Below are 25,390 nucleotides of genomic sequence, written 5' to 3' on the forward strand. Positions count from 1 at the left end.
AACCTGCCGCAAGGCACCGGAGGCATCCAGGGCCAAAATGGCCTGTATTTTTTTCGCGTTACATTACAATATGTGACTTTAGTAATTTTATTAAACGCGGAGATAATGATGAGGTCCTTGCTTGGTGCACTGTTTCTGACGGCTTTTCTAAGTGGTTGTTCGTTCACGGCGCCCCCCTATTCTCCCCAGGTCGACAACGTCGCCAAACTGCAAGACGCTGGTCCAGTAAAAGTTGGCGAATTTACGACGGCGCCAAAGCCGAGAAACAGCAGTGACACCATCTCTCTGCGCGGCAGCAAGATGCACTCCCCGATCAATGACTCCTATTCAGCCTATCTGGCGGATGCCCTGAAACAGGAGCTTTCGCTCGCCGAAAAGGTTTCGAACACCTCGACGACCGAAGTGACTGGTACGTTGCAGAAAAACGATCTGGATGCGACCGGTTTTTCGAAAGGCGAGGGAGAAATAGAAGCCCGCTTTGTCGTCACCAAGGCCGGAACCGTGAGCTATGACCAGGTGAAATCGGCGCAGACGACCTGGAAATCCTCCTTCGTAGGCTCGGTCGCCATTCCCGCCGCCATCCAGGCCTATCCGGCGCTGGTGCAAAAACTGCTCGACTCGCTGTTCAGCGACCCCGCCTTCATCAACGCTCTCAAATAAACGTCTCGGGAACCATCATGAGATTCATCAAATGGGCGGGCGTTGTCTTCGCCATGGCCGTGTTGGCCGGCTGCGCGCATCCTTATACGGTGCGACCGGACCTGGCCAAGATCCAGCGCGACCCGTCAGCTGAACGCATCGATGCGAATGTGGCCTACTACATGTCATCGGAAGATCTGGATAAGCAGGTCACTACCTCAGCGTCTGGGGGCGACCGTGTCCGATACCAACCGTACAAGGACATCGAAGCCGGCTTCTACAAGATGCTCACCAACGTATTCACGAAGGTGAGCAAGGCCCGCACGCCAACTCCGTCCCCTGCGGAAAATAACGCCTATGTGATTCAGACGTCGATATCCACCGAGTCTTCCGGTTCCAGCATGCTGTGGTGGCCGCCGAGCAATATGTCCATGTCCCTGACTTGCACGATCATGGATACGACCGGCAGGCAGGTCGCCCAGATCCGCGTAACGGGAGAAGGCAAGGCCACCTCGGACGAATTTCTGGGGCATCTCACGCTTACTGGTGAACGTGCATCGGAGGATGCTCTGATAAAGATGCAAAAAGCGTTGCTCGCGGCCCCGGAACTGCGACACTGAAGCGCGCGGCGGCTCGCTGACCCGTCCCTCCGGCACGCTTAGCCGCTGCGCTCCCATCTGAGGATGTGGAGCCTCGCACATAAAGGTCCTGCAGATCCCATTCCAATGGAACTCGCGAACGTATCTTGAGTACCAAGACGTTCCATTGGATGAGGGCTGCAAAGTGCAATCCACCGCTAGAGTCGTCGTATTTTTCATCAACCCGCCGAACAGCAACGATCTGGATGCTGATGACGTGGTCGACGCGAACGACATCGTCGTATCGAAAGGCATTCAGCATACGGACTGGGCCAGCTTCCCGCATCTCGGCATCCTGTCATTGGCTTCTTATGTCGATGCGCTGCCGGATTTCGAAAGCGTTTACGTCGACGGCGTGATTCATCCGCTTGACAGCATCCTCGCAGCTATCCGTGAGCGAGCCGATCGCACGCTAGCCGTTTGTCTAAGTGCGATCACGGCCAATTACGAAGCTTCGATTCGGATCGCCCGCGCAGTCAGATCCCTCGATTCGCACATAGCGATCGTGGTGGGTAACGATCATTTCACGGCATTGAACCGCGAAATTCTCGATCGCCACGGTGAGCTGATCGACTGCGGATTCGTCGGCAACGAAGTCTATTGCGGCCTGGTCGATTTCCTGAGAGATCGGCAACGATCACGAACCACTGGCGTCTATCCCGGTTCGATTCGCCTGGAAGCCGGGCGGATCGTTGCCGATCCGGCGATTCGTGAGCCTGTGAACCGCATCATCGACTACGACTTGATCGACCGCACATTGCCGCACACGACGGTCTACACCAGTAATTTCACTCGGCGCCTGGGCCGGCGAATTCTCGCGCTGACCGGACGGCAGGTGCACAAGGGTGTGCCTGTCGAAATCGGACGCGGCTGCATAAATTCAGCGGCGACGATGCCTGTTCATTCTGCTCCATTCAGTACGGCAGGATGTGGAAAAACGAACTTCCAGCCGATCACGCGTGGTCCGCCGTGCGCAGCGCATGGGAAGCGGGCTACGACTACCTGTACGTGACGGCTGACGAGCTGCCGCTCACGTTCGCGCGATTGATGCTCGATATGGCGGGATCGCCGCCGCCCTGGTGGCGGGCGTTGCCGGTGCACGAGCGCCCGGTCCTGGTGGGCTACGCACGCGCGGACGGCATGGAGAAGGAGCAAGTTTTGAAAGCCATGCGCGAAATCGGCTTTGGCATTCTTTTCGTGGGCGTCGACGCCGGCGCGGCGCGTTCCCTGCAGGCGCTCAACAAACCACTGCGGAACAAGGATCCAGTGGCGGCTGCGCATCGGATGGCCAACGCGAATTCGCGAGCACTACACAACGCTCGCACGCATGGCGTGGCAATCAAGGCGGGATTCGTGCTGGGACATATAGGAATGAACGAGGCGTTGCTTGAGGAAAACATCGAGAGCTACGTCGCATTTCTCAAGGCTGGGCGGGACGTAATCATCAGCGCCGACATCGAATTGCTGTCGCCGGAACCAGGCTCGAAAGATTTTTGCTACCTGACCGATCCGGACGAGGCTCAAACGATGTCGGCTCGGTTGGGTCTTAGGATAGGCAGCCGCGCGCTGCGACAGAGTGTGGCCGATCGGTACCGGAACGTCGATATCTTCGATCGCGAGGCCGCAATCGACGACTATATCGGTGTATTCATGCCCGAACTGTCGAAGGAACGTCTCGCCAGCGCGCGCGATCAAGTGCGCAGCGAATGTGGCCGGCTCGGCATCGTGATCGGAGACGATCTGTGATGTCGCTGGAACAAGCACTGTTCTTCGGGCTGACCTGCCTTGGCTTCGGCTTCATTCCAGGGCCCGCGCTGCTACAGACCGTTTCGTTGACGCTGCAGCACGGACGGCGGGCCGGTTTTCTGTCGGCGCTCGGCATCCACCTCGGCGCCTTTTTCCAGATCTGTATCGTCGCGCTCGGTGCGGTTGCGGTGCTGAAGACAGCGCCGATGCTATATCACTCGCTGAAAGTGCTTAGCGGTGCCTATCTTGTCTGGCTCGGCGTCCAGCGCATCCGTGCGCCCGTCGGGCAGGACGCGGCGATCGGCGTGCCCAGCAACGTTGTGTCGTCGAGTGCGCTCATCGAAGCGTCGAATCCGAAGTCAGCGCTGTTCTATTTTTCCTTCTTGCTGCAATTCACCAACCCGGACGCGTCGCTCGGGGTCGGCTGGCAACTATTCCTGCTCGGCGCTTGCGCGAATCTGCTGTTCACGACCGCCGACGTGTTCTGCATCCTCCTCGCCCATCCTCTACGCGCCCGCGTGTCGCCCAGCGGCAAGGCGCTGCGGATCAGCCAGTTTGTCGCCGGCATGCTGTTCGTGGCGCTAGGCGTGATCGCGATCGTCAGCGATTAGCGGGCGACACGACCCACCTATTTCGACGTCAGCGAAACCGCAGATGCCGGCGCGTGAGTTCCGTGATGGATTTGCAGCCCATCAGCTTCATTGCCCGCTCGATCTCGACACGCATCAGCTCCAGTGCCCTTTCGACGCCGGGTTGGCCAGCGGCTGCCAGGGGGAACAGATAGTAGCGGCCCAAACCCACGGCCTTGGCGCCCAGCGCGAGCGCCTTGAGTACATGCGTGCCACGCTGCACGCCGCCATCCATCATCACGTCCAGGCGGTCGCCGACAGCGTCGACGATCTCCGCCAGTTGATCGAAAGCGCTACGCGAGCCATCGAGCTGGCGCCCGCCATGGTTGGACAGCACAATGCCTGTGCAGCCGATGTCCGCCGCCCGTTTTGCGTCCTCCACCGACATGACGCCTTTCAGGCAGAACTGGCCGTCCCAGTGCCGCACCATCGCCGCGACATCGTCCCAAGACATGGCCGGATCCAGCATCTCCGTGAAATAGCGGCTGATGGACATGGCACCGCCGCCCATGTCCACGTGGCTGTCGAGTTGCGGCAGGGCGATGCGTTCATGCGTGAAGTAATTGAGCGCCCACGCCGGCTTGGCCGCGAACTGGGCAATGCCGCTGAGATTGAGCCTGAAGGGAATGGCGAAACCCGTGCGCTTGTCGCGCTCCCGATTGCCGCCGGTAATGCTGTCCACCGTCAGCATCATTATCGGGACGCCGGCCTGCTTGGCGCGCGTCATCATGTCCCGGTTCAGGCCCCGATCCTTATGGAAGTAGAACTGGTAGACCTGTGGGCCGGCGCTGATCCTGCGGGCTTCCTCCAGGCTCACCGTCCCCAGCGAAGACACGCCAAACATGGTGCCGTATTTACCAGCGGCGGCCGCGACAGCCCGCTCTCCCTGGTGATGGAACAGGCGCTGAAGGGCCGTGGGCGAGCAATAGACCGGCAGCGCCAGCTTCTGGCCCATGACCGTCACCGACAGGTCTACGTCCGCCACGCCGCGCAATACGTCCGGTACCAGGTCGCACGCCTCGAAAGCCGCGGTATTGCGCCGGTAGGTCACTTCGTCATCGGCGGCACCGTCGATGTAATTGAAGATCGGACCTGGCAGGCGCCGCCGCGCCATCAGGCGGAAGTCGTGGAAGTTCTGGCACTGGCGCAAATGCATGTGGGGTCTCCTCCATCACGTTTTCGAAGTTTTAGTCTGATAAAAAAATAAGGCCCGCTTCCTCGAGAGGAAGCGGGCCTGCACCCACAAAAAGTGAGCTTTTCCAATCTAGAACGGAATATCGTCGTCCATATCCGCCAGGTTGGCGCCGCCGCTCGACTGCGAGGGCGCAGACGGGCGTTGTTGGGGGGCCTGGCGTTGCGGGGCCGGACGCTGCTGGCGCGGGGCCTGCGGCGCGTCGTCGTAGCCGCCGCTGCTGCCCTGGTAGTCACCACCACCGCCACCGCCTTCACGGCCGCCCAGCATCTGCATCTGGTCAGCCACGATTTCCGTGCTGTAGCGGTCCTGGTTGGTGTCCTTGTCTTGCCACTTGCGTGTCTTCAGGCGACCTTCGACATAGACCGAACGGCCCTTCTTCAGGTACTCGCCGGCGATCTCGGCCAAGCGGTTGTAGAAGACGACCCGGTGCCACTCGGTTTCTTCGCGCTTTTCGCCACTGTTCTTGTCTTTCCATTGCGAGGTGGTCGCAATGGAAACGTTGCAGATGGCCGCGCCGTCAGGGCTGTAGCGCACCTCGGGATCGCGCCCCAGGTTGCCGACGATGATTACTTTATTGACCGATGCCATTGCTGTTCCTCTTTGCGTAGGGCGATATTATCGGCGATAACGCTCCGGCAACCAAGTTACCGACAGGGACGGATGAATCCCGCTCTGGATGCCAGGACGGACCAGAACGGTTACAAAGCGCCGCTCAAGCCAGCGGCTTCATCTTCCAGCCCAGCACCAGCCACACCACGGCCAGGCAGGCGACCGCCACGAAGACGCCGGAGGCGCCCACATGGACGGCCAGGACGCCGCCCAGGGCGCCGCCACAGAACAGCCCCGCAGCCTGCGAGGTGTTGTAGAACCCAAGGGCCAGGCCCTTGTACTCCCGCGGGGCGACCCGCGAAACCAGCGACGGCTGCAAGGCCTCCAGGATGTTGAAGGCGACGAAAAAGCCCGTCAGCAAGGCCATCAGCGTGTAGAAGTTGTGGCTGGCCCAGGGCATGGCCGTCAGCACCACGATGAGAAACGCCACCGCCGCCCGCAAGGCACCCCGATGGGCGCGGCGCTTTTCCGCCACGAACACGGCCGGCACCATCAGCACGAAGGAAATCAGAATGACCGGCAGGTACACCTTCCACAGGTCATGCGCATCCAGGCCGCCCAGGCGCGCCAGCAAGGCCGGCACCACCACGAACAGCGATACCTGGGTCAAATGCAGGCAAAACACCCCGAAATTCAGGCGCAACAGGTCCGGATGCAGGAAAACGGCAGCCGGACGCCGCCCGGTCATGGCGCGATCGTCGCTGCGCGGCGCCAGCGGCACGACGAAGCGTGCCACGGCCAGACTGGCCAAACCCAGGCAGGCAATGGTCCAGAACAGGCCCGACAGGCCCCACCAACCCACCAGCAAGGGCGCCACCACCAGGGAAACCGCAAAAGACAAGCCGATCGAGCCGCCCACCATCGCCATGGCGCGGGTGCGCACTTCGTCCCGGGTGGCGTCCGCCAGCCAGGCCGTGATGGCAGCGGAAATCGCCCCCGCGCCCTGGATGGCCCGCCCGACGGTGATCCAGAACACATCCGGCGACAGGGCACAGACCACGCTGCCGATCACGAACAGGATCAGCCCCAGCAGCACCACCGGCCGCCGTCCCCAGCGATCGGACGCCAGCCCGAAGGGAATCTGCAGGATCGCCTGGGTCAGGCCATACATGCCCATGGCCAGCCCGACCCGGGCCGGGTTGTCGCCGCCGGGCAGCCCGCGCGCGGCCACGGTGAAGACGGGCAGCAACAGGAACAGGCCCAGCATCCGACAGGCGAACAGTCCCGCCAGCGCTACGCTGGCCCGGCGTTCAGAGGATGTGAGCTGTAATTTGGGGTGAGCCGGCATGCGTTATCAGGAATTGCGGCCGCGGAAGGAAGCGGAAGCCAGGAAAGCGGCCCGGAACAAGGCCGGACCCCATACGGAGTCGGGCTGGTGACAGCCCGGCGCGCTATAGTACCAAGTTGCCCTTTGAATCTGCTGAAACCGACCTGATGGACGCGATACGCATTCGGGGTGCTCGCACCCACAACCTCAAGAACGTCTCGCTGGACCTGCCCCGTCAGAAGCTGGTGGTCATGACGGGCCTGTCCGGTTCGGGCAAATCCTCCCTGGCCTTCGATACGCTGTACGCGGAAGGCCAGCGTCGTTACGTCGAAAGCTTGTCGGCCTATGCCCGCCAGTTCCTGCAACTGATGGACAAGCCCGACGTCGACCTGATCGAAGGCCTGTCGCCGGCGATTTCCATCGAACAGAAGGCCGCGGGCCACAATCCGCGCTCCACGGTCGGCACCATCACGGAAATCCACGACTATTTACGCTTGCTTTACGCTCGCGTCGGTACGCCGTACTGTCCGGATCACGGCCTGCCGCTGCAAGCGCAGAGCGTCAGCCAGATGGTGGACGCGGTGCTGAACTGGCAGCCGGAAACCCGCCTGGCCATCATGGCGCCGGTGGTGCGTGGCCGCAAAGGCGGTTTCGAGGACGAATGCGCCAGCCTGCAGTCGCAAGGCTACGTGCGCTTGCGCGTGGACGGCCAGATGGTCGAAATCGACAGCATGCCGGCGCTGAAGAAAACCGAGAAGCACGATATCGACGTGGTGATCGACCGCCTGCGCGTGCGGCCGGAAAGCAAGCAGCGCCTGGCGGAAAGTTTCGAAACCGCGCTGACGCTGGCCGACGGCCGCGCGCTGGCCCTGGACATGGACAGCGAACGCGAGCAGGTTTTCTCCAGCCGCTATGCCTGTCCCGTGTGCAGCCACAGCCTGCCGGAACTGGAACCGCGCCTGTTCAGTTTCAACAATCCCATGGGCGCCTGCCCCAGCTGCGACGGCATCGGCCAGGTGGGCTTCTTCGACCCCAAGCGGGTCGTGGCCTTTCCGGAACTGAGCCTGGCTGCCGGCGCCATCCGCGGCTGGGACCGACGCAATGCCTTCACGCATTCGCTGCTGACCAGCCTGGCGGCACACTACGAATTCGACATCGAGGCGCCCTTCGAGAGCCTGCCTGAAGACGTCCGCAATAAAGTGCTGTACGGCTCGGGCGAGGAAGAGATCCCCTTCCTTTACCTGAACGAAAAAGGCCGCAGCACGGTAAAGCGCCACGCCTTCGAAGGGGTGATTCCCAACCTGGAACGCCGCTGGAAGGAAACCGATTCCGCCACCGTGCGCGAAGAGCTGGGCAAGTACCGCAACATCAAGACCTGTCCCGATTGCGGCGGCTCACGCCTGCGCGCCGAAGCCCGCCACGTGCTGATCGGCAATGAAACGCATCCGGGCAGCGAACGCCAGGGCCGCGCCATCTACGAAGTCGAGCACATGCCCCTGTCGGATTGCCTGCACTGGTTCCAGGCGCTGGCGCTGACCGGCGCCAAGCAGGAGATCGCCCAGCGCATCGTGCGCGAGATCGAGGCCCGCCTGAGCTTTCTCAACAACGTCGGCCTGAACTACCTGTCGCTGGACCGCAGCGCCGATACGATCTCCGGTGGCGAAGCGCAGCGCATCCGCCTGGCCAGCCAGATCGGTTCCGGCCTGACCGGGGTGATGTACGTCCTGGACGAACCATCCATCGGCCTGCATCAACGCGACAACGATCGCCTGATCGGCACCCTGCAGCATCTGCGGGATCTGGGCAACAGCGTCATCGTGGTCGAGCACGACGAAGACATGATCCGCTCGGCCGACTACGTGGTGGACATGGGCCCGGGCGCCGGCGAGCACGGCGGCCAGGTGGTGGCGCAAGGCACGCCGGACGAAGTGCAGGACGACCCGCAGTCGATGACGGGCCAATACCTGAGCGGCCGGCGCGCCATCGAGATTCCGGCACGCCGCCCGGTGGACGACACCCTGCCCTGGCTGGCCATCACCGGCGCCACCGGCAACAACCTGAAGAACGTCGATCTGCGGATTCCCGGCGGGCGCCTGGTCTGCGTGACCGGCGTGTCGGGGTCGGGCAAGTCGACGCTGATCAACGACACCCTGGCGGTGGCGGTCTCGCGCCAGCTGCATCATGCGCAGTCCGAACCGGCACCCTTTGCCGCGATGGAAGGCCTGGAGCATTTCGACAAGATCATCAGCGTCGACCAGAGCGCCATCGGCCGTACGCCGCGCAGCAATCCCGCCACCTACACGGGGCTGTTCACGCCCATCCGCGAACTGTTCGCGGGCGTGCCGGAATCGCGGGCGCGCGGCTATGACCCCGGCCGCTTCAGCTTCAACGTCAAGGGCGGGCGCTGCGAAGCCTGCCAGGGCGACGGCGTGGTCAAGGTGGAGATGCACTTCCTGCCGGACATGTACGTGCCCTGCGATGTCTGCCACGGCAAGCGCTACAACCGCGAAACGCTGGAGATCCGCTATCGCGGCCGCAACATCAGCGAAGTGCTGGACCTGACCGTTGAACAGGCGCTGGAGTATTTCGAATCGGTGCCGGCGATTGCACGCAAGCTGACGACCTTGATCGACGTCGGCCTGTCCTACATCCGCCTGGGCCAGAGCGCGACCACGCTGTCAGGCGGGGAAGCGCAGCGCGTCAAGCTGTCGCTGGAACTGTCGCGCCGCAGCACCGGCCGCACGCTGTACATCCTGGACGAACCAACCACCGGCCTGCATTTCCACGATATCGAATTGCTGCTGAAGGTGCTCAACCAGTTGGTCGAAGCGGGCAATACCGTGCTGATCATCGAGCACAACCTGGACGTCATCAAGACGGCGGACTGGGTGGTGGACATGGGTCCGGAAGGCGGCGATGGTGGCGGCCGGGTGGTGGCGGAAGGCACGCCCGAAGCGGTCGCGCAGACGGCGGGCAGCCATACCGGGCATTACCTGGCGCGACTGTTGAAGAGCGCGCCGGCACGCAAGACAGCGACCTGATTCACTGGCCGGTGAATACCGGCCTGGTTTTGGCCGCGAACGCGGCGGCGGCGTTGCGGTAGTCGTCGCTCTCGTTAGCGCGGCGCGAGATGGCCTCGATGCGCTCCGCGTGCTCCGTCACGGTACCCGCGGCGATGGCATTGAGCTGCATCTTGCTGCCGGCAATGGACAGTGGCGCGTTGTCCATCATGGACCGGCCGAAATGCAGGGCCGCGTCCAGTACGTCGCCATCGCAGCGCTCGTCCAGATAGCCCGCCGCGCAAGCTGAATCGGCATCGATCATGGCGCCCGTGTACAACCAGCGGCGCGCCGTGCGCACGCCGATCAGGCTGGCCAGGCGCTGCAACTGGATGGTCGGATAGACCAGGCCCAGCAAGGCCACCGGCACGCGCACGCGCGCACTGGCATCGCCGACGCGAAAGTCGCAGCACATGGCCAGGCTGCAGCCGCCGCCCACGCAGACGCCACTGACCGCCGCGATGACGGGGATGGGCGCGTCCTGTACCGCGGCATAGCACTCCTGGATGACCGCGCGGTACGCATCGGCGCGGACCGGATCCGACAAAGCGTCACGGAACGCCAGGATGTCGTCACCCGCGCAGAAGTGCCCCTCCGCGCCCCGCAGCACGGCCAGCCGCAACTTGCGGTCACGCCCGATCGCCACGAAGGCATCGCGCAGATCCGTCCAGGCTCGCAGGTCGCAGGCGTTGCGGCGATAAGGCCGGTTGATGGTGACCACGGCAACACGGCCGTCGTCACGGTACTCTACGAGGATTTCAGAAGTCATGAGTGCGATGGGGAGTTCCCCATTTTTGAAAACCATTTCAATGGAGCGCCGGCCCTGCGACGGCCGGCAACCGTGGCGGCAGGGGCGATAGCCCAAAAAAGGGGTAATGGGGGTACCCCCATTATTAAAAAATTCGTTGGTATCAAACGATCAAGGTGTGTAGGTGATGCCGGCCGCATCGATGACCTTGTTCCATTTCATCATGTCGGCCTGCAAGTCATGCGCCGCCTCGGTCGGGCTATTGCGCAAGGGCAGCACGCCCTGCAAGGCAAACTGGTCTTTCACACGCTGGGTCGCCATCAGCTTTTGCAGCGTGGAATTCAACTTGTCGATAACGGCATCGGGCGTTGCGGCCGGGGCCAGGATGCTGTAGATGGCTTGCGCGGAGAAGTCCGGCAAACCTTGCTCCGCCAATGTCGGCACGTCCGGCAACGAGGGCAGCCGATGCGCCGACGCCACGCCGATCGCATGGATACGGCCAGTGGGAATATTCGCCAGCGCCGTCGGCGCGGTGGCGAACATCATCTGGATCTGGCCGGACATCAGGTCGGTCATCGCCGGCGCCGCGCCACGATAAGGCACGTGCATGATGTCCACCTTTTCCTGCAGGCGGAACATCTCGGCCACCACATGTTCGATCGTGCCGTTGCCCGACGAACCATAGGCGATCTTGCCGGGTTCCTTCTTCAAGGTCGCGACGAACTCGGGCAAGGTCTTGGCGGCCACGGTATGGCTGGCAACCAGGACGATGGGCAGTTCGCCCACCATGGCGACGGGCCGGAAATCCTTCGCCAGGTCATAGCCTACGGTCTGCACGCCCATCAGCTTGCTGATCAGCGCATACGACGTACTGGGGGACATCAACAAGGTGTAGCCATCCGGCGTGGCGCGCTTGACGTACTGCGCGCCCAGGTTGCCCGCGAAGCCCGGCTTGTTTTCGACGACTACGGACTGGCCCAGGGCCTCGCTCAATTCACGGCCCAGGATGCGCGCCACGACATCGACCGCGCCGCCGGGGGCATAAGCGACCACCAGCGTGATGGGCCGGTCTGGATAGGCCGCGCACGCGGTGCCCGCCATTCCAAGCGCCGCCACGCCGAACAGTGCCCTGGCCGCGGCGCGGCCAAACGCCTGACGCAGGCTGGACCAACGATACGTCTTCATCTGTGTTCCCCTTGTGATGATGCGCGCAGGCTCATGTCCCTTGTGTGCGCATGTGCCGGATCGTCCGGCTCCGCTACTTTCCGATGCGATATCCCGAACTGTCCAGATCCCATGCGTCATTCACCGTGCGCGGCAGTTCCTTCTTCTGGATGCGTTGCGTGGGCGTCTTCGGAAATTCGTCGATGAATGCGACGTAGCGGGGTATCTGGTAATACGGCAGGCGCGCTTCGCTCCACTTGATCAAGTCCAGCGGATCCAGCTGGCCCGGTATGCCGGCTTCCTGTTCACGCACTCGCACGAACAGCTTCAACTCGTCTTCACCCAGGTCGCTGGGCACGCCGATCAGGGCGACCTCCTCGATCCGCGGATGCTCGGCGATCACGCGTTCCACTTCCCACGTCGAGATATTGATGCCGCGCCGCCGCAGCATTTCCTTCTTGCGGCCGGCGTAGTACAGGAAGCCCTCCGCGTCCTGACGGCCCAGGTCGCCGGTCAGAAACCATTCACCCCGGCGCGACGACGCCTCGGCTTGCGGATTGCGGAAATAGCCGAGGAAGTCCAGGCCGGGCGTGCGCGCGCGCACCGTGATCTCGCCGGCCTGCCCCACCGGCACGGGCTGGCCCTCATCGTCCGCCAGCCGCACGTCGTAGTAATCCAGCGCCTTGCCGATGGAGCCCGCCGGCCCCGCGGGATTGACCGTGACGAAGGTGATCAGCTCCGACAGCCCGTAGCCTTCGCGCATCGCCACGCCAAAGCGTTCGGAGAAGGCTTTCCACAATTCGGGCGGGCAGCCGCCGCCCCAGGCGATGCGCACGCCGTGGCTGCGGTCACTGTCGCGCGGCGGCTGCTTGAGCAGCATGGGAATGACCGTGCCCAGGTAATGGATGTGCGTGACGTTGTAGCGGCGCGCATCGTCCCAGAAACGCGAGGCGCTGAAGCGTTCGACCATGGCCAGCCGCGTGCCGCCGATCAGCGCGGAGATGATGACGGCCACGCCGGCGCCATGATGCAGCGACTCCCACAACAGGAAGGTGTCGCCGGGCTGCGCGCCGGTCAGGCGCAGAATGGCCTGCGGCCCCGCGCGCAGCGTACGGTCGGATTTCAGCACCCCCTTGGGCGCGCCCGTGGTGCCGGAACTGGGCGTCAGGGCAAGGATGTCATCCGGCGCGGGCCGCGTCGGCGGTTCATCCGTGGACTGGCTGTCGAGGCGTTCGAAAGCGCGTGCGGCATCGTCGCCACCGCGCCATAGAACGTGCTCGACTTTGGCCAGCTCCGGCGCCAGGGCCTCGGCATGCAGCGCATCGGCGATCAGCGCGCGCGGCGCCAGATGATCGAACATATGCTGCAGGGACGGGCCCTTCAAATGGATGTTGATGGGCACCCGCACCAGTCCCAGCTTGGCCAGCGCGAAGATGGCGACGATATGGTCGGGATGGCTGGGCAACATCAGGCCGACGCGATCGCCCGGGCGCAGGCCGTCCTGCCACAGCAGATTGGCCAGTTGATTGACGCGCGCATTCAGCGCGCTCAAGGTCAGGACTTCTTCCTTGAAGTAGCAGTAGATGCCCTGCGGATCTTCAGCGGCACGGCGCGCCAGCAGATCGGCGAGGGTTTCATCAGGCACGGGCGCGATGTCGACGTGCGAGGTGGCGGAACTTGCTTGCATGGCTGGGGACGACTCCATCGAGTATCAGCCGCGATCAACAAGTAATTGATATGTAATTACTAAAATTGATTAGCGATTGAAGAAAATATAGGAGTCGCGAGCAGCGGTGGAAATTAGGGAAAACACGACAAAACAACTGGATATCAATTTGGTTAATTGATATTCAATTGAAAAGGGGTAAAACCAGGGAAATTCCGGGGGAGCGTAAGCGCAGCGGTGCTCAGCCGGCGGACAGCGCCTTGGCGGTGTGCAACACGCGCGGCAAAAGATCGCGGCGAGCCGCGTCGACGTCGTAACGCATGGACAGCGTGGACAGGTTGATGGCAGCCACGACGCGGCCGGCGTGGTCGAATACCGGGACGGAGATGGACACACTACCCTGCCCCAGGTTCTTTTCGGTCATCGAGTAGCCTTCGCTACCGGTCCTTTCGATCAGGCCGATGATGTCGTCATCGGCGCGATCGCCGAAACGCGCGCGCACGGCGGGCTCCAGGCGGCCCAGCATGGCCCGCAAGGCCGCATCGGATTCCTGGCACAGCAGCACCTGCCCGGACGACGCCGGCAAGGCGGCGAAACGGCTGCCCACCGGCAGGTTCACGGACGCCAGATGCTCGCTGGGAATGTTGCCCAACACGACGATGTCATCGCCATCGCGCTCCACCCACGACACGGTCTCGTGCGTTTCCTGGGCCAACTGCGACAACACCGGATACGCAGCCTGCAGGCGGGCGTTGGCGCTGAGCATGCCGCCCACGAGCCCGACCAGCTTGGTCGACAGGGAATAGAGACGCGTGGCTGGATGGCGGCGCAGGTAGCCCAACTGGCACAGCGTATAAACGAAGCGCTGGGCAGCGCTGCGACCCATGCCGGTGCGCAGCGCGATATCCGCGATGGACAACTCGCTGGCGCTTTTGTCGAAGGCCTCCAACACCCGCATCGCTTTTGCCACGGACGCCACATACAGGCGTTCATCGACCTCCGCCTTGGCGGCAGACGCGGGCTTCGATCCCCGCTTCGATCCCTTGCGGGAATCGGGGGACTCGAGAGTATCGGTCGGCAGCGTCGAGGATGTCGAATTCGTGGTCATGGGATGTGGGCTCGCCCGGCCGCCTGGCGGCGGGCCGTACTACTCTGCAGCAGCCCGACAGTGTACTAGCAGCCCTGAGCAACCATCGACGCCTTGCGGGTGGTACTGCCCATCGCCCGCGGCCGTAAACCATGCCGGGACCAACCCGGACCGGCATCAAGCAACCGGCGTTGCGTAGGCATGCTCTGCGAACGCACGGGTCGCCGCGAGCCCTTCCGGCGTGTAATGGGAACCGGGTGCCAGCTGGGCGATCAGATCGCTCGTGGCGGCCGCCGCCTGCTTGCGGCTCGCGTGGCGGCTCGCATACCGTTGGGCCGCGCGGAAACCCAGGTGACGACCGTTGACCATGGGCCGGGCTTCCCGTCCGGGCAATACCGGCCCTGGCAAATACGCTTCGCAATCGCCGGCGATCCAGTCATAGATCGCTTGCAGTTCGAACGCATTGAAAACGCCGAACATGCACGCATGCGCACCGGACAGCAAGCCCCAGAATTTCGACTGTGCGGGGTCCTGGTGGCGCACGATCCAACGTTGCGCCTGCAATTGCTGAAGAAACTCCGGCATGTCTTCGGGCATGGACAACCAGTTGTTGACCGTGCGGCCAGCGATGCGGCAGTAGTCCGCATGCGCCGCCCTGCCGTAGCGGGACTTCTTCTGAAAGATCTCCACCACGACCTCGCCAGGATCGAAGCTGCTGGCGATCGAGGTCGAAGAGATGCCCACGTCATTGAGCAGGAAGCCGCGCTTCACACGCTCATAGAACTCTGCCTGTTCCACGGGGTCTTCCGGCATGAGATTGAGGACCGCATCGACACCCTGCCGCGCATGGCCGGAGCCAGCGTTGTCCACCGTCACGTGGACGGTGAAGTAGTAAGGATCGATGCCCAGCTCATCCAGTTCGTAGGCGGTGATATGCAAGTGATAGGGCAGTTGCTCGTAGCCCAGATTAAAGCCTGCCATTTCCGCGGTCAGTTCGTGCCCATGCAGACCCAATGCCAACTGCACGGCGCCTTGTTCATACAACGCGTCCGCGGTCGGCTCCCATCCATCGGCGCCCGTCGCGCGCAGCAGATTGGAGAACAGCGTGACATGGTTCTGGCTTTCGTCGCCCATGCCCAGTTCTTCAAGATAGGTGCGTATCAGCGGCTCGAAACGCGCATCGCCCTGATGCCGCAAGCTGCCGTACAGCCAGGAGCCATCCACCAATTTCGTCGGTGCGACTTGCGCCAGGAAATGCAGGGCGTGGGAACGCGTCATGAACATCTCGCGCTTGCCGCCTGCCTTGCGGCGCGCCAGGTAGGCTTTGTAGCGCTCGCCCACGGCGTCCACGTTGGCGTCCATCCAGGCGTAAAGCTGCCGGGGATCGTCCGGCAGCTCGGCCTTGGCGGGATCCATGGCCGCCAGCTGCCGGGCCAGCCACGCACGAGACAGGCCCAGCGTTTCGGGACATTCCGGGTCGCGTACCATGCGCTGGTAAAGCTGAGTATGGGAGTCCGCGATGTGCGCGGCCGATGGGTGGATCGAGGGGTTTACCGAGGGGTTGACCGCGGAGGTCCGCTGAAAGTCATCTTGCAGCTCGTCTATTACGAAAGCCATTTGCCGATTCCGATTCAATTGATGCCTGCACTCTGGCAAATAGCGTGCCGCCCACGGCACAGCATGGGGTTGCGGCCTGCGCCGAACCCCGCCCGGCGGCCCCTGGCACAATGGACGGGCAAAAAACGTCTCAGGCGTTACCGCGGCGGCGAGCCGCTGCCGCCGCCCCGACGCACGCCATCGTTCTACCCACTAGTGGAGCTACCGCATGAACCATCACGGCATCGAAGGCCGGCGCCGCTGGCTGGCCCTGACCATCCTCTGTCTGGGCGTGTTGATGATCGTGCTGGACACGACCATCGTGAACGTCGCCCTGCCTTCCATCCGCAGCGACCTGCACTTCTCGGAAACCGCGCTGGTCTGGGTGGTCAATGCCTACATGCTCACCTTCGGCGGTTTCCTGCTGCTGGGTGGTCGGCTGGGCGACCTGTATGGCCACCGCCGCCTGTTCCTTGCCGGCCTGGCGCTGTTCACGCTGGCTTCGCTGGCCTGTGGCCTGGCGCAGACCCAGGAATTTCTCATCGCCGCGCGCGCCATGCAGGGGCTGGGTGGCGCGGTGGTTTCCGCGGTCTCGCTGTCCCTGGTGATGAACCTGTTCACCGAGCCCGCCGAACGGGCCAAGGCCATGGGCGTCTACGGTTTTGTGTGCGCGGGCGGCGGCAGCCTGGGCGTGTTGCTGGGCGGTCTGCTGACCACGGTGCTGAGCTGGCATTGGATCTTCCTGGTCAACATCCCCATCGGCGCCCTGGTGTACGGCCTGTGCGTGCGGCTGATTCCGCGCGGGCGTGGCCAGGCGATGGAGGGCCGCCTGGACATTGGCGGCGCGGTCACCATTACGCTGGCGCTGATGCTGGCCGTGTACGCCGTCGTCAACGGCAACGAGGCAGGCTGGACGTCCGCGCAATCCGTCTCGATGCTGACGGCGGCGGCGCTGCTGCTGATCGCTTTCTTCGCCATCGAAGCGCGCGTGCGTGCGCCGCTGGTGCCCCTGCGCCTGTTCCGCCTGCGCAATGTGGTGGTGGCCAATGTGGTGGGCGTGCTGTGGGCCGGCGCCCTGTTCGCCTGGTTCTTCATCTCCGCGCTGTACCTGCAGCGCGTGCTGGGTTACGACGCCATGGGTATCGGCCTGGCCTTCCTGCCCGCCAACCTGATCATGGCGGCCCTGTCGCTGGGCGTGTCGGCGCGGCTGGTGATCCGCTTCGGCGTGCGCGGGCCGCTCACCGTGGGGCTGCTGCTGGCGGCAGCGGGCCTGGCCTTGTTCAGCCATGCGCCCAGCGACGGCGGCTTCGCCCTGCACGTGCTGCCCGGCATGGTGTTGCTGGGCCTGGGTGCCGGCATTGCCTTCAATCCCATGCTGCTGGCCGCGATGAGCGACGTGGCGCCCAGCGAATCGGGCCTGGCTTCCGGCGTCGTCAATACGGCGTTCATGATGGGAGGTTCCCTGGGACTGGCGGTGCTGGCCAGCCTGGCAGCGTCACGCACCAGCGTGGCGACGGCCGCGGGCGCCGCGCCCGCGCAGGCCTTGAACCTGGGCTACCAGGCGGCCTTCCTGGGCGGCACCGTCTGTGCGCTGGTGGCCGCCTTGCTGGCGGGATGGCTGCTGCGCACCCGGCTGCAAACGCAAGGTGAACCGCAACCCGGGCCGCAGGCGCACTGAATCCACTGCGCCGGGAAGACTCAGGAAACAGGGGCAAGGTCGGTGCTGGCAACCCCGGCCCCTGCTTCACCCTTCCGATATGTCGAACAGGCGCCGGTGTTCCCGCATGGCGTAGCGGTCGGTCATCCCGGCAATGTAGTCCGAGATGGCGCGGGCCTGCGCCGTCTCGTCGGGGCGGCGATAGTCCGGCGGCAGCAGGCGCGGATTGTCCAGAAAGGCGGTGAACAGTTCGCGCACGATACGGCGCGCCTTGGTCGTCATCCGCACCACGCGAAAGTGGCGGTAAAGATTGTCGAACAGGAAGCGCTTGAGCACATCGGCTTCGGCGCGCACCGCCGCCGAAAACCCCGCCAGCGGCGGCGCGGCACGCACTTCTTCGACCGTGGCGGGCGCATGTTCAGCGATGCGCGCGGCCGTGGTCTCGGTCAGGTCGACGATAAGCGTATTGATCATGCGCCGGATGGTCTCGGCGATCTGGCGGCGCGACGCCACGGCGGGGTACAGGCGCAGGACTTCGGCGTGATGGCGCGCGAACAGGCTCACGTCCTGCAACTGCTCCAAGGTGATCAAGCCGGAGCGCAGGCCATCGTCGACGTCGTGATTGTTGTAGGCGATCTCGTCGGCCAGATTGGCCAGCTGCGCCTCCAGCGACGGCTGGCGCTTCAACAAAAACCGTTCGCCGACATCGCCCAGTTGCCGCGCATGCGATAGCGAGCAGTGCTTGAGTATGCCCTCGCGGGTTTCAAAGCACAGATTCAGCCCGTCGAAGGCGGCGTAGCGTTCTTCCAGCGCGTCGACCACACGCAGGCTCTGCAGGTTGTGTTCGAAGCCGCCGGCCGCCGGCGCCAGTTCGCGCATGCAGGCGTTCAACTCGTCCTGTCCGGCGTGGCCGAACGGCGTATGGCCCAGGTCGTGCGCCAGCGATATCGCCTCGGTCAGTTCCTCGTTCAAGCGCAGGCTGCGCGCCAGCGTACGGGCGATCTGGGCCACTTCCAGGCTGTGCGTCAGCCGCGTGCGAAACAGGTCGCCCTCGTGATTGACGAAGACCTGCGTCTTGTATTCCAGGCGCCGGAACGCGGTGCAATGGATGATGCGGTCGCGGTCGCGCTGGTAATCGGTACGATTGGTCGGCGGCGGTTCAGCGTGCTTGCGGCCCCGGCTGTGGGCGGGATCGCAAGCATAGGGCGCCAGCACAGTCATGTTCATCGCCGCCGCCCCATCGTCCATCAGACCGGGCCCACGGTGCGCGCCAGCACGCGCAGCACGGCGTCTTCGGGGGCCTTGCGCGTCAACGCTTCGCCGATGCGCGGGGTCAGGACGAAGCGGATCTCACCGCCCTCGGCCTTTTTGTCGACCCGCATCAAGTCCATCCAACGCTGCGCGCCCAGGTCCGGCGCCACCGTGGGACAACCGATCGCCGCCACCAGGTCGCGCACGCGATCCACGTCACCGGCCGGGAAGCCGGCCACTTCGGCCGACAGTTCCGCCGCTTGCACCATGCCGCAACCCACGGCTTCGCCATGCAGCCAGGCGCCGTAGCCCAGGCCCGATTCGATGGCGTGGCCGAAGGTATGGCCCAGGTTCAGGATGGCGCGCAGGCCGCCTTCGCGTTCGTCCTGCGCCACCACCTGCGCTTTCAATTCGCACGACACCCGGATGGCATGCGCGATGGCAGCCGGCTCCAACGCCCGCAAGGCACCGGCGTTTTCCTCGCACCAGGCCCAGAAGACCGGATCGAGGATCATGCCGTACTTGATCACTTCCGCCAGCCCCGCCGACACTTCGCGCGCCGGCAAGGTGCCCAGCACGTCGGTATCGATTTCCACTGCCACCGGCTGATGGAAGGCGCCAACCATGTTCTTGCCGAGCGGATGGTTCACGCCGGTCTTGCCGCCCACGGACGAATCGACCTGCGCCAGCAGCGTGGTCGGCACCTGCACGAAGCGGATGCCGCGCATGTAGACGGCCGCCGCGAAGCCGGTCATGTCGCCGATGACGCCGCCGCCCAGGGCCACCAGCACCGAACGGCGATCGAAACCGTTGGCCAGCAGCGCGTCGAAAATTTGGTTCAGCGTCTGCCAGTCCTTGTGCGCCTCGCCGTCCGGCAGCTCGATACGCAGCACGCGGCGCCCGCTGCGGGCCAGCGCGCGTTCGGCGCGCTCGGCGTACAGCGCGCCCACGGTGGGATTGGTGACCAGGGCGATGGCCGTGGCATCCGCGGGGATGGACTCGTCCAGGGCATCCAGGCGCCCCGGGGCGATACGGATGGGATAGCGTCCGCCAGGGACATCGACGTCAACGACATTCATGCTTGCTTGATCTCGTAGGCTTGCAGTTTGGGCACCAGCGACTTCACCAGGGAATAGACCGGCGTGCAGCCGGTTTCCACGGTCAGATGCGCGACCTCGCGGTAAAGCGGTTCGCGCTTTTGCAGCAGGTCGCGCAGTGTCGCGCGGGGATCGGCGGTCCGCAACAGCGGTCGGTTGCGATCGCGCGCGGTACGCCGGAACAATTCATCCACGCTGGCACTAAGATAGACCACGACGCCCTGCTCGCGCAGCAGCTTGCGGTTGCCGTCGGCCAGGATCGCCCCGCCGCCGGTGGCCAGTACGATGTTGCGGCGCGAGGCGCAGCGTTCCAGCGCTGTCGACTCGCGCCTGCGGAAGCCTTCCTCGCCTTCGATTTCAAAAATGACGGGTACCCGCACGCCGCAGCGGGCTTCCAGTTCATGGTCCAGGTCGACGAATTCGCGCCCCAACGCACGCGCCAGGCCCCGTCCTATCGTTGTCTTGCCGGCGCCCATCATGCCGACCAGGAAAATAGGCAGGTCGTACGGCAAGGTCGCCCGCGGGCCGGGCAAGGGCTGGCAGGGGTCGTAAAGCAGCCCGGACTCGGAGTCCGGGCAGGAGGCGGAGTCAGTGTCCGGGGCCGGATCTTCGTCCGGGCAGGCGGGTGGGATGACGTTCATGGTGAGTATTATCCCATTGGCAAGAGTTGTCCGCGCGCTACACTGAACCACGCTGTTACAGAAACCGACGTTCGCGCCAGGGCCCGGCCGCGAGTTGCCCTTAAAATCGCCGCGATGAGCAAGCCCCAGAACCCCTCCCAGAAAGACCAGCCCACCCATAGCGGCTCTCCCTTCCTCCGTTTTTTCGTCAAGCTCGGCATATTCGGCCTGGGCCTGGGGTTATGCGGACTGCTGCTGGGGGGCATGGCCCTGGCACTGGCCTGGCCCAATCTGCCAGACCTGCACGCGATGACCGACTACCGGCCCCGCGTGCCGCTGCGCGTCTATACGGCGGACAAGGTGCTGATCGGCGAATTCGGCGAAGAGCGCCGCAATGTGCTGCGTTTCAACGAGATTCCCGACGTCATGAAGGCGGCGGTGCTGTCGGCCGAGGATGACCGCTTCTACCAGCACGGCGGCATCGACTGGACCGGCGTGGCGCGGGCTGGGCTGACCAACCTCATCAATATGTCCAAGACGCAGGGGGCCAGCACCATCACCATGCAGGTGGCGCGTAACTTCTACCTGTCGTCGGAAAAAACCTATTCGCGCAAGTTCTACGAGCTGCTGCTGACGTTCAAGATCGAGTCCAGCCTGAGCAAGGACCAGATTCTTGAGCTGTACATGAACCAGATCTACCTGGGTCACCGCGCCTACGGTTTCGCTGCTGCCTCGCGCACGTATTTCGGCAAGCCGCTGTCGGAGATCACGCCTTCCGAAGCCGCCATGCTGGCCGGTATTCCCAAGGCGCCGTCCCGGTTCAATCCGCTGTCCAACCTGCCGCGGGCGCAAATCCGCCAGCATTACGTGCTGGGCCGCATGCACAGCCTGGGCTATCTGACCGACGCCGAATACCAGACGGCCATGAGCCAGCCCATCGTGCTGAAGTCGGCTGAAGGCACGCCGGCGGGCGGCTACTCGATACACGGCGAATACGTCGCTGAACTGGCGCGCCAGCTCCTGTTCGGCGTGTACCAGGACAACGTCTATTCGCGCGGCCTGAATATCTACACCACCGTGCAGTCCAAGGACCAGGAATCGGCCTACCGCGCGGTGCGCGAGGGCGTGCTGGACTACACCCGCCGTGCCCCCTACCCCGGCCCGGAAGACCAGCTGGACATGCCCGCCGGCGTCGAGAACAACCCTGGCCAGATGGATGAGTTCCTGGACGGCGTGCTGGACAAGTACAGCGACAGCGGCGACCTGCTGGTGGCGGTGGTCCTGTCGGCCAGCCCCACCGAGATCCGCCTGGTGCGCAGCTCGCGCGAAGTCATCTCCATCACGGACAAGAAGGCGCTGGGCGTGGTGGCCCGCGCCCTCAATGACAAGGCCAAGGCGGAACTGCGCATCAAGCGCGGCTCCGTGGTCTATATCCACAAGCTGCCCGACGACAGCTGGGAAGTCATCAACATGCCGGCGGTGCAGGCGGCCTTCGTCTCCTTGTCACCGCAGGACGGCGCCATCCGCGCCATGGTCGGCGGCTTCGATTTCTACCGCGGCAACTTCAACCGGGTCACCCAGGCCTGGCGCCAGCCGGGTTCGAACATCAAGCCCTTCGTCTACGCCGCCTCGCTGGAACGCGGCCTGACGCCGGCCACCCAGATCTCGGACCAGCCTTTTGAACTGAGCGCGTCGCAGACCGGCTCCAAGGCCTGGAGCCCGAAGAACTACGGCAACCAGTACGAGCCCATGCTGACCATGCGCCAGGGTCTGTACAAGTCCAAGAACATGGTGTCCATCCGCATTCTGCAGGCGATCGGCCCCCAATATGCGCAGGACTACCTGACCCGCTTCGGCTTCGACAAGTCGCGCCAGCCCGCGGTGCTGCCGCTGGCCCTGGGCGCGGGCTCGGTGACGCCCCTGCAGCTGGCCGGCGCCTACTCGGTGTTCGCCAATGGCGGCTACCGCATCACGCCCTACCTGATCGACAAGGTCACCGACAGCAGCGGCAAGGTGGTGATGCAGTCCAAGCCCGTGGTGGCCGGCGACTCCGCCGCGCGCGCCATCGACCCGCGTACCGCCTTCGTGATGGACGACATGCTGCGTGGCGTGGCCACCTACGGCACGGCCGCCCGCGCCCGCGCCGTGCTCAAGCGCAACGACATCGCCGGCAAGACCGGTACCACCAACGAATCGGTGGACGCCTGGTTCTCCGGCTATACGCCCAGCCTGGTGGCGACGGCGTGGCTGGGCTATGACCAGCCCAAGTCGCTGGGCTCGCGCGAAACCGGCGGCGGCGTGGCGCTGCCGATCTGGCTGAGCTATATGGGTGACGTGCTCAAGGGCGTGCCGGAGCAGAAGCAGCGTCCGAAGCCGGACGGCCTGATCTCCGAAGGCGGCGACTACTATTTCTCGGAATTCCCGCCTGGCCAGGCGGTGGCGCGGCTGGGCCTGCCGCAGGGCGATTCGCTGGGCGAGTTCCTGAACGCGCTGAGTTCGTCGACGAATGACGGCGACGGCTTCAACAATGCGCCGCAGAAACCGCAGGGTACGTCGTTCGGCGAAGGCTCGATTCCCATTCCGCGCTAACCGGAGGGAAGAAGGCCCGGCGCCGGCGGTCCGGCCCGAGCCGCCGCGACAGGGGCGTCAGAGCTTGACGGTTATCGGTACGCCGGCCGCGTCCGAACAGATCTGCGACAGGGCATCGGCCAGGCCGGGACCGCCGCGGGTATCGTTCCAGTGCTTGCCGTCGTAGCGGTAATGGAAACCGCCGCTACGCGCGGCGACCCATATCTCCTGCATGGCAGCCTGGCTGTTGACGACGACATGGGTGTCGTCCTCGAAGACCAGGGTCAGCACATTGCCGCTGCGATTGGCCTCGATGTCCACATCCAGCGAAGCCGCCCAGTCGTCAGCCTGGCTTTCGAGAGAATCGAGCACCTGCTCGACCAATGCAAGAAATTCGGTTTCGTTCATAATCCCAACCTGCATGAATTTCGGAGTTCCCAGTGTCCCATAAGGCAAGCAGCCGCAGGGTTCTACGCATTGTAGCCACGCTGGCCACCGGCGCCTGGCTGGCGGGTTGCGGCTATAAAGGCCCGCTCTACCTGCCCACCGGCGACAGCAAGGAGCAGGCCAAGCCCCCCGTCGGCATCCGTCCGGCCCCGTTGCCGCCGACCATTCCCGGCAGCGCGCCCGACGTTCGCATCATCCCCGCCCTTCCTACCCTTCCGTCGACCGGTTCACAACGATGACTGTTTCCCTTCCCCAGCGCACCCAACCGGCCGGCCATCCCTTTTTCCACGTCAAGGACGGCTCCCTGTACGCAGAAGACGTGCCGCTGCAGGTGCTGGCCGACCGCCTGGGCACGCCGCTGTACGTCTACAGCCGTGCCGCCCTGCATGCCGCCTGGGAGTCCTATCGCAGCGCCATCGCGGGCCGCGACGTGCTGGTCTGCTACGGTATGAAGGCCAATTCCAACCTGGCCGTGCTGAAGGAATTCGCGCGGCTGGGGGCAGGTTTCGACATCGTGTCCGGCGGCGAACTCAAGCGCGTGCTGACCGTGGGCGCCGATCCCGCCAAGGTGGTCTTTTCCGGGGTGGGCAAGCAAGCCTGGGAAATGCAGGCTGCCCTGGAAGCGGGCGTCAAATGTTTCAACGTCGAGTCCGAGGCGGAATTGCACCTGCTGTCCGATGTCGCGGTGTCGATCGGCAAGAAGGCGCCCGTGTCGCTGCGGGTCAATCCCGACGTGGACGCGGGCACCCACCCGTACATTTCCACCGGCCTGAAGGAAAACAAGTTCGGCATCGCCATCGAGAACGCGCTTGACGCCTATCGCACGGCCGCCGGCCTGCCGGGCCTGCACGTGGTGGGCGTGGATTGCCACATCGGCTCGCAGATCACCGAAGTCAGTCCCTACCTGGATGCCCTGGACAAGCTGCTCAACCTGATCGATGCACTGGCCGAGGCCGGCATCGCCATCGAGCACCTGGACCTGGGCGGTGGCCTGGGCATCACCTATGTGGATGAGACCCCGCTGTCGCCCAAGGCGCTGCTGGACCAGGTATTCGCCCGGTTGGAAGCGCGCAAGCTGGCGCACCTGAAGCTGGTGATGGAACCGGGCCGCTCGCTGGTGGGCAATGCGGGCGTGCTGCTGACCACGGTGCAATTCCTCAAGCCCGGCGAGACGCACAATTTCGCCATCGTCGACGCGGCCATGAACGACCTGCTGCGTCCCACGCTGTACGACGCCTGGCACGGCGTGCTGCCACTGCACCAGCGCAAGGGCGAGCCGGTGGAGTACGACGTCGTCGGTCCCGTTTGCGAGAGCGGCGACTGGCTGGCCCGCAAGCGTCCGCTGGTGGTGGAACAGGGTGACGTGCTGGCGATCGAGTCGGCCGGCGCCTATGGCATGGTCATGGCCGGCAACTACAACACGCGGCCGCGCGCCGCCGAAGTGATGGTGGACGGCGCGGAATACCACGTCATCCGCAAGCGCGAATCGGTGGAAGACCTGCTGCGCGGGGAATCGACGCTGCCCTGAGCGGGGCGTTGAAGCCAGGCGCTGGACACCCTGGCCGCAAAGGCCGGCGGCAAGCGCCACCTGTGAAAAAACCCGCCTAGGCGGGTTTTTTCTTTGGGCTTCGGGGCCGGCCCGGCTGCGGCCGACCGGCAAATGCAGCCGCTTGGTCTCAAGCCGGCGATCTGACTGAGACCGGCTTT

At 64.3% G+C, this 25,390-nt stretch carries 22 protein-coding genes; 10 read left to right on the plus strand and 12 right to left on the minus strand.

Annotated elements, in window-relative coordinates; all coding sequences use genetic code 11:
* Positions 1-108: 108 nt before the first annotated feature.
* The 5 genes from CEY05_RS16305 (at position 109) to CEY05_RS16320 (ending at position 3,634) form a co-directional block, all read left to right on the plus strand.
* On the plus strand, positions 109-660 hold the full coding sequence (locus tag CEY05_RS16305) for a hypothetical protein (protein WP_088599401.1): 552 nt from the start codon (positions 109-111) through the stop codon (positions 658-660).
* A 17-nt stretch (positions 661-677) separates the two neighbouring features.
* Positions 678-1,259 carry a hypothetical protein gene (locus CEY05_RS16310; RefSeq protein ID WP_088599402.1) on the plus strand — a complete coding sequence of 194 codons (582 nt, stop codon included), beginning with the start codon at positions 678-680 and terminating at the stop codon, positions 1,257-1,259.
* A 163-nt stretch (positions 1,260-1,422) separates the two neighbouring features.
* Complete coding sequence (locus CEY05_RS31740; RefSeq protein ID WP_233161542.1) at positions 1,423-2,289, plus strand: cobalamin B12-binding domain-containing protein; 867 nt, start codon at positions 1,423-1,425, stop codon at positions 2,287-2,289.
* The gene (locus tag CEY05_RS31745; RefSeq protein WP_233161543.1) at positions 2,247-3,023 is read left to right on the plus strand and encodes a hypothetical protein; all 777 of its coding nucleotides are present in this window, start codon (positions 2,247-2,249) and stop codon (positions 3,021-3,023) included. The genes CEY05_RS31740 and CEY05_RS31745 overlap by 43 nt, the downstream gene beginning before the upstream one ends.
* A complete protein-coding gene (locus tag CEY05_RS16320) occupies positions 3,023-3,634 on the plus strand; it encodes a LysE family translocator (protein ID WP_088599403.1) in 612 nt (203 codons plus the stop codon). The genes CEY05_RS31745 and CEY05_RS16320 overlap by 1 nt, the downstream gene beginning before the upstream one ends.
* Before the next feature lie 28 nt (positions 3,635-3,662).
* Here CEY05_RS16320 and CEY05_RS16325 read toward each other — a convergent pair whose 3' ends face one another.
* The 3 genes from CEY05_RS16325 to CEY05_RS16335 form a co-directional block, all read right to left on the minus strand.
* A complete protein-coding gene (locus CEY05_RS16325; RefSeq protein WP_088599404.1) occupies positions 3,663-4,808 on the minus strand; it encodes an alpha-hydroxy acid oxidase in 1,146 nt (381 codons plus the stop codon).
* 108 nt (positions 4,809-4,916) lie between these two features.
* Complete coding sequence (ssb, locus tag CEY05_RS16330; protein ID WP_088599405.1) at positions 4,917-5,435, minus strand: single-stranded DNA-binding protein; 519 nt, start codon at positions 5,433-5,435, stop codon at positions 4,917-4,919.
* A gap of 124 nt (positions 5,436-5,559) precedes the next feature.
* Entirely contained in the window at positions 5,560-6,744 is a 1,185-nt protein-coding gene (locus CEY05_RS16335) for an MFS transporter (RefSeq protein ID WP_088599406.1), read from the minus strand.
* A 146-nt stretch (positions 6,745-6,890) separates the two neighbouring features.
* Here CEY05_RS16335 and uvrA point away from each other — a divergent pair, with 146 nt between their 5' ends.
* Complete coding sequence (uvrA, locus tag CEY05_RS16340; protein WP_088599407.1) at positions 6,891-9,764, plus strand: excinuclease ABC subunit UvrA; 2,874 nt, start codon at positions 6,891-6,893, stop codon at positions 9,762-9,764.
* A 1-nt stretch (position 9,765) separates the two neighbouring features.
* On the opposite strand, the gene CEY05_RS16345 is transcribed toward uvrA, so the two are convergent.
* The 5 genes from CEY05_RS16345 to CEY05_RS16365 form a co-directional block, all read right to left on the minus strand.
* Positions 9,766-10,551: an enoyl-CoA hydratase/isomerase family protein gene (locus CEY05_RS16345; RefSeq protein WP_233161544.1), complete on the minus strand. Its 786-nt coding sequence runs from the start codon at positions 10,549-10,551 to the stop codon at positions 9,766-9,768.
* 150 nt (positions 10,552-10,701) lie between these two features.
* Positions 10,702-11,715 carry a tripartite tricarboxylate transporter substrate binding protein gene (locus tag CEY05_RS16350; protein WP_158219345.1) on the minus strand — a complete coding sequence of 338 codons (1,014 nt, stop codon included), beginning with the start codon at positions 11,713-11,715 and terminating at the stop codon, positions 10,702-10,704.
* 73 nt (positions 11,716-11,788) lie between these two features.
* Positions 11,789-13,381 (minus strand): AMP-binding protein, encoded by a 1,593-nt coding sequence (locus CEY05_RS16355; protein WP_088599410.1) that lies wholly within the window; start codon positions 13,379-13,381, stop codon positions 11,789-11,791.
* Positions 13,382-13,601: 220 nt separating this feature from the next.
* Complete coding sequence (locus CEY05_RS16360; protein ID WP_088599411.1) at positions 13,602-14,468, minus strand: IclR family transcriptional regulator; 867 nt, start codon at positions 14,466-14,468, stop codon at positions 13,602-13,604.
* A 156-nt stretch (positions 14,469-14,624) separates the two neighbouring features.
* On the minus strand, positions 14,625-16,064 hold the full coding sequence (locus CEY05_RS16365; RefSeq protein WP_198952792.1) for an iron-containing redox enzyme family protein: 1,440 nt from the start codon (positions 16,062-16,064) through the stop codon (positions 14,625-14,627).
* Between the two features lie 208 nt (positions 16,065-16,272).
* Here CEY05_RS16365 and CEY05_RS16370 point away from each other — a divergent pair, with 208 nt between their 5' ends.
* Positions 16,273-17,721, plus strand: coding sequence for a DHA2 family efflux MFS transporter permease subunit (locus tag CEY05_RS16370; protein WP_088599412.1), 1,449 nt, complete (start codon positions 16,273-16,275; stop codon positions 17,719-17,721).
* 66 nt (positions 17,722-17,787) lie between these two features.
* Here the strand turns inward: CEY05_RS16370 and CEY05_RS16375 are convergent, their stop codons facing one another.
* Genes CEY05_RS16375 through CEY05_RS16385 form a run of 3 tightly spaced genes read right to left on the minus strand, consistent with a single transcriptional unit; the run spans position 17,788 to position 20,689 of the window.
* Positions 17,788-18,948: a deoxyguanosinetriphosphate triphosphohydrolase gene (locus tag CEY05_RS16375; protein ID WP_088599413.1), complete on the minus strand. Its 1,161-nt coding sequence runs from the start codon at positions 18,946-18,948 to the stop codon at positions 17,788-17,790.
* Positions 18,948-20,030 carry a 3-dehydroquinate synthase gene (gene aroB, locus CEY05_RS16380; protein ID WP_088599414.1) on the minus strand — a complete coding sequence of 361 codons (1,083 nt, stop codon included), beginning with the start codon at positions 20,028-20,030 and terminating at the stop codon, positions 18,948-18,950. The genes CEY05_RS16375 and aroB overlap by 1 nt, the downstream gene beginning before the upstream one ends.
* The gene (locus CEY05_RS16385; RefSeq protein ID WP_088599415.1) at positions 20,027-20,689 is read right to left on the minus strand and encodes a shikimate kinase; all 663 of its coding nucleotides are present in this window, start codon (positions 20,687-20,689) and stop codon (positions 20,027-20,029) included. Before CEY05_RS16385 ends, aroB begins: the two co-directional genes overlap by 4 nt.
* A 114-nt stretch (positions 20,690-20,803) precedes the next feature.
* Between CEY05_RS16385 and CEY05_RS16390 the strand changes: the two genes are divergently transcribed.
* Positions 20,804-23,257, plus strand: a complete 2,454-nt coding sequence (locus tag CEY05_RS16390; RefSeq protein WP_088599416.1) for a penicillin-binding protein 1A — start codon at positions 20,804-20,806, stop codon at positions 23,255-23,257.
* A 57-nt stretch (positions 23,258-23,314) separates the two neighbouring features.
* Here CEY05_RS16390 and cyaY read toward each other — a convergent pair whose 3' ends face one another.
* A complete protein-coding gene (gene cyaY, locus CEY05_RS16395) occupies positions 23,315-23,644 on the minus strand; it encodes an iron donor protein CyaY (RefSeq protein ID WP_088599417.1) in 330 nt (109 codons plus the stop codon).
* Positions 23,645-23,676: 32 nt separating this feature from the next.
* On the opposite strand from cyaY, the gene CEY05_RS16400 reads away from it, so the two are divergent.
* Together CEY05_RS16400 and lysA are read left to right on the plus strand one after the other, a co-directional pair.
* Positions 23,677-23,922 (plus strand): lipoprotein, encoded by a 246-nt coding sequence (locus CEY05_RS16400; protein WP_088599418.1) that lies wholly within the window; start codon positions 23,677-23,679, stop codon positions 23,920-23,922.
* Entirely contained in the window at positions 23,919-25,211 is a 1,293-nt protein-coding gene (lysA, locus tag CEY05_RS16405; protein WP_088599419.1) for a diaminopimelate decarboxylase, read from the plus strand. Before CEY05_RS16400 ends, lysA begins: the two co-directional genes overlap by 4 nt.
* The last annotated feature ends 179 nt before the right edge of the window (positions 25,212-25,390 follow it).

The sequence above is a fragment of the Achromobacter sp. HZ34 genome (assembly GCF_002209485.1).
Taxonomy (GTDB): Bacteria; Pseudomonadota; Gammaproteobacteria; order Burkholderiales; family Burkholderiaceae_B; genus Bordetella_C.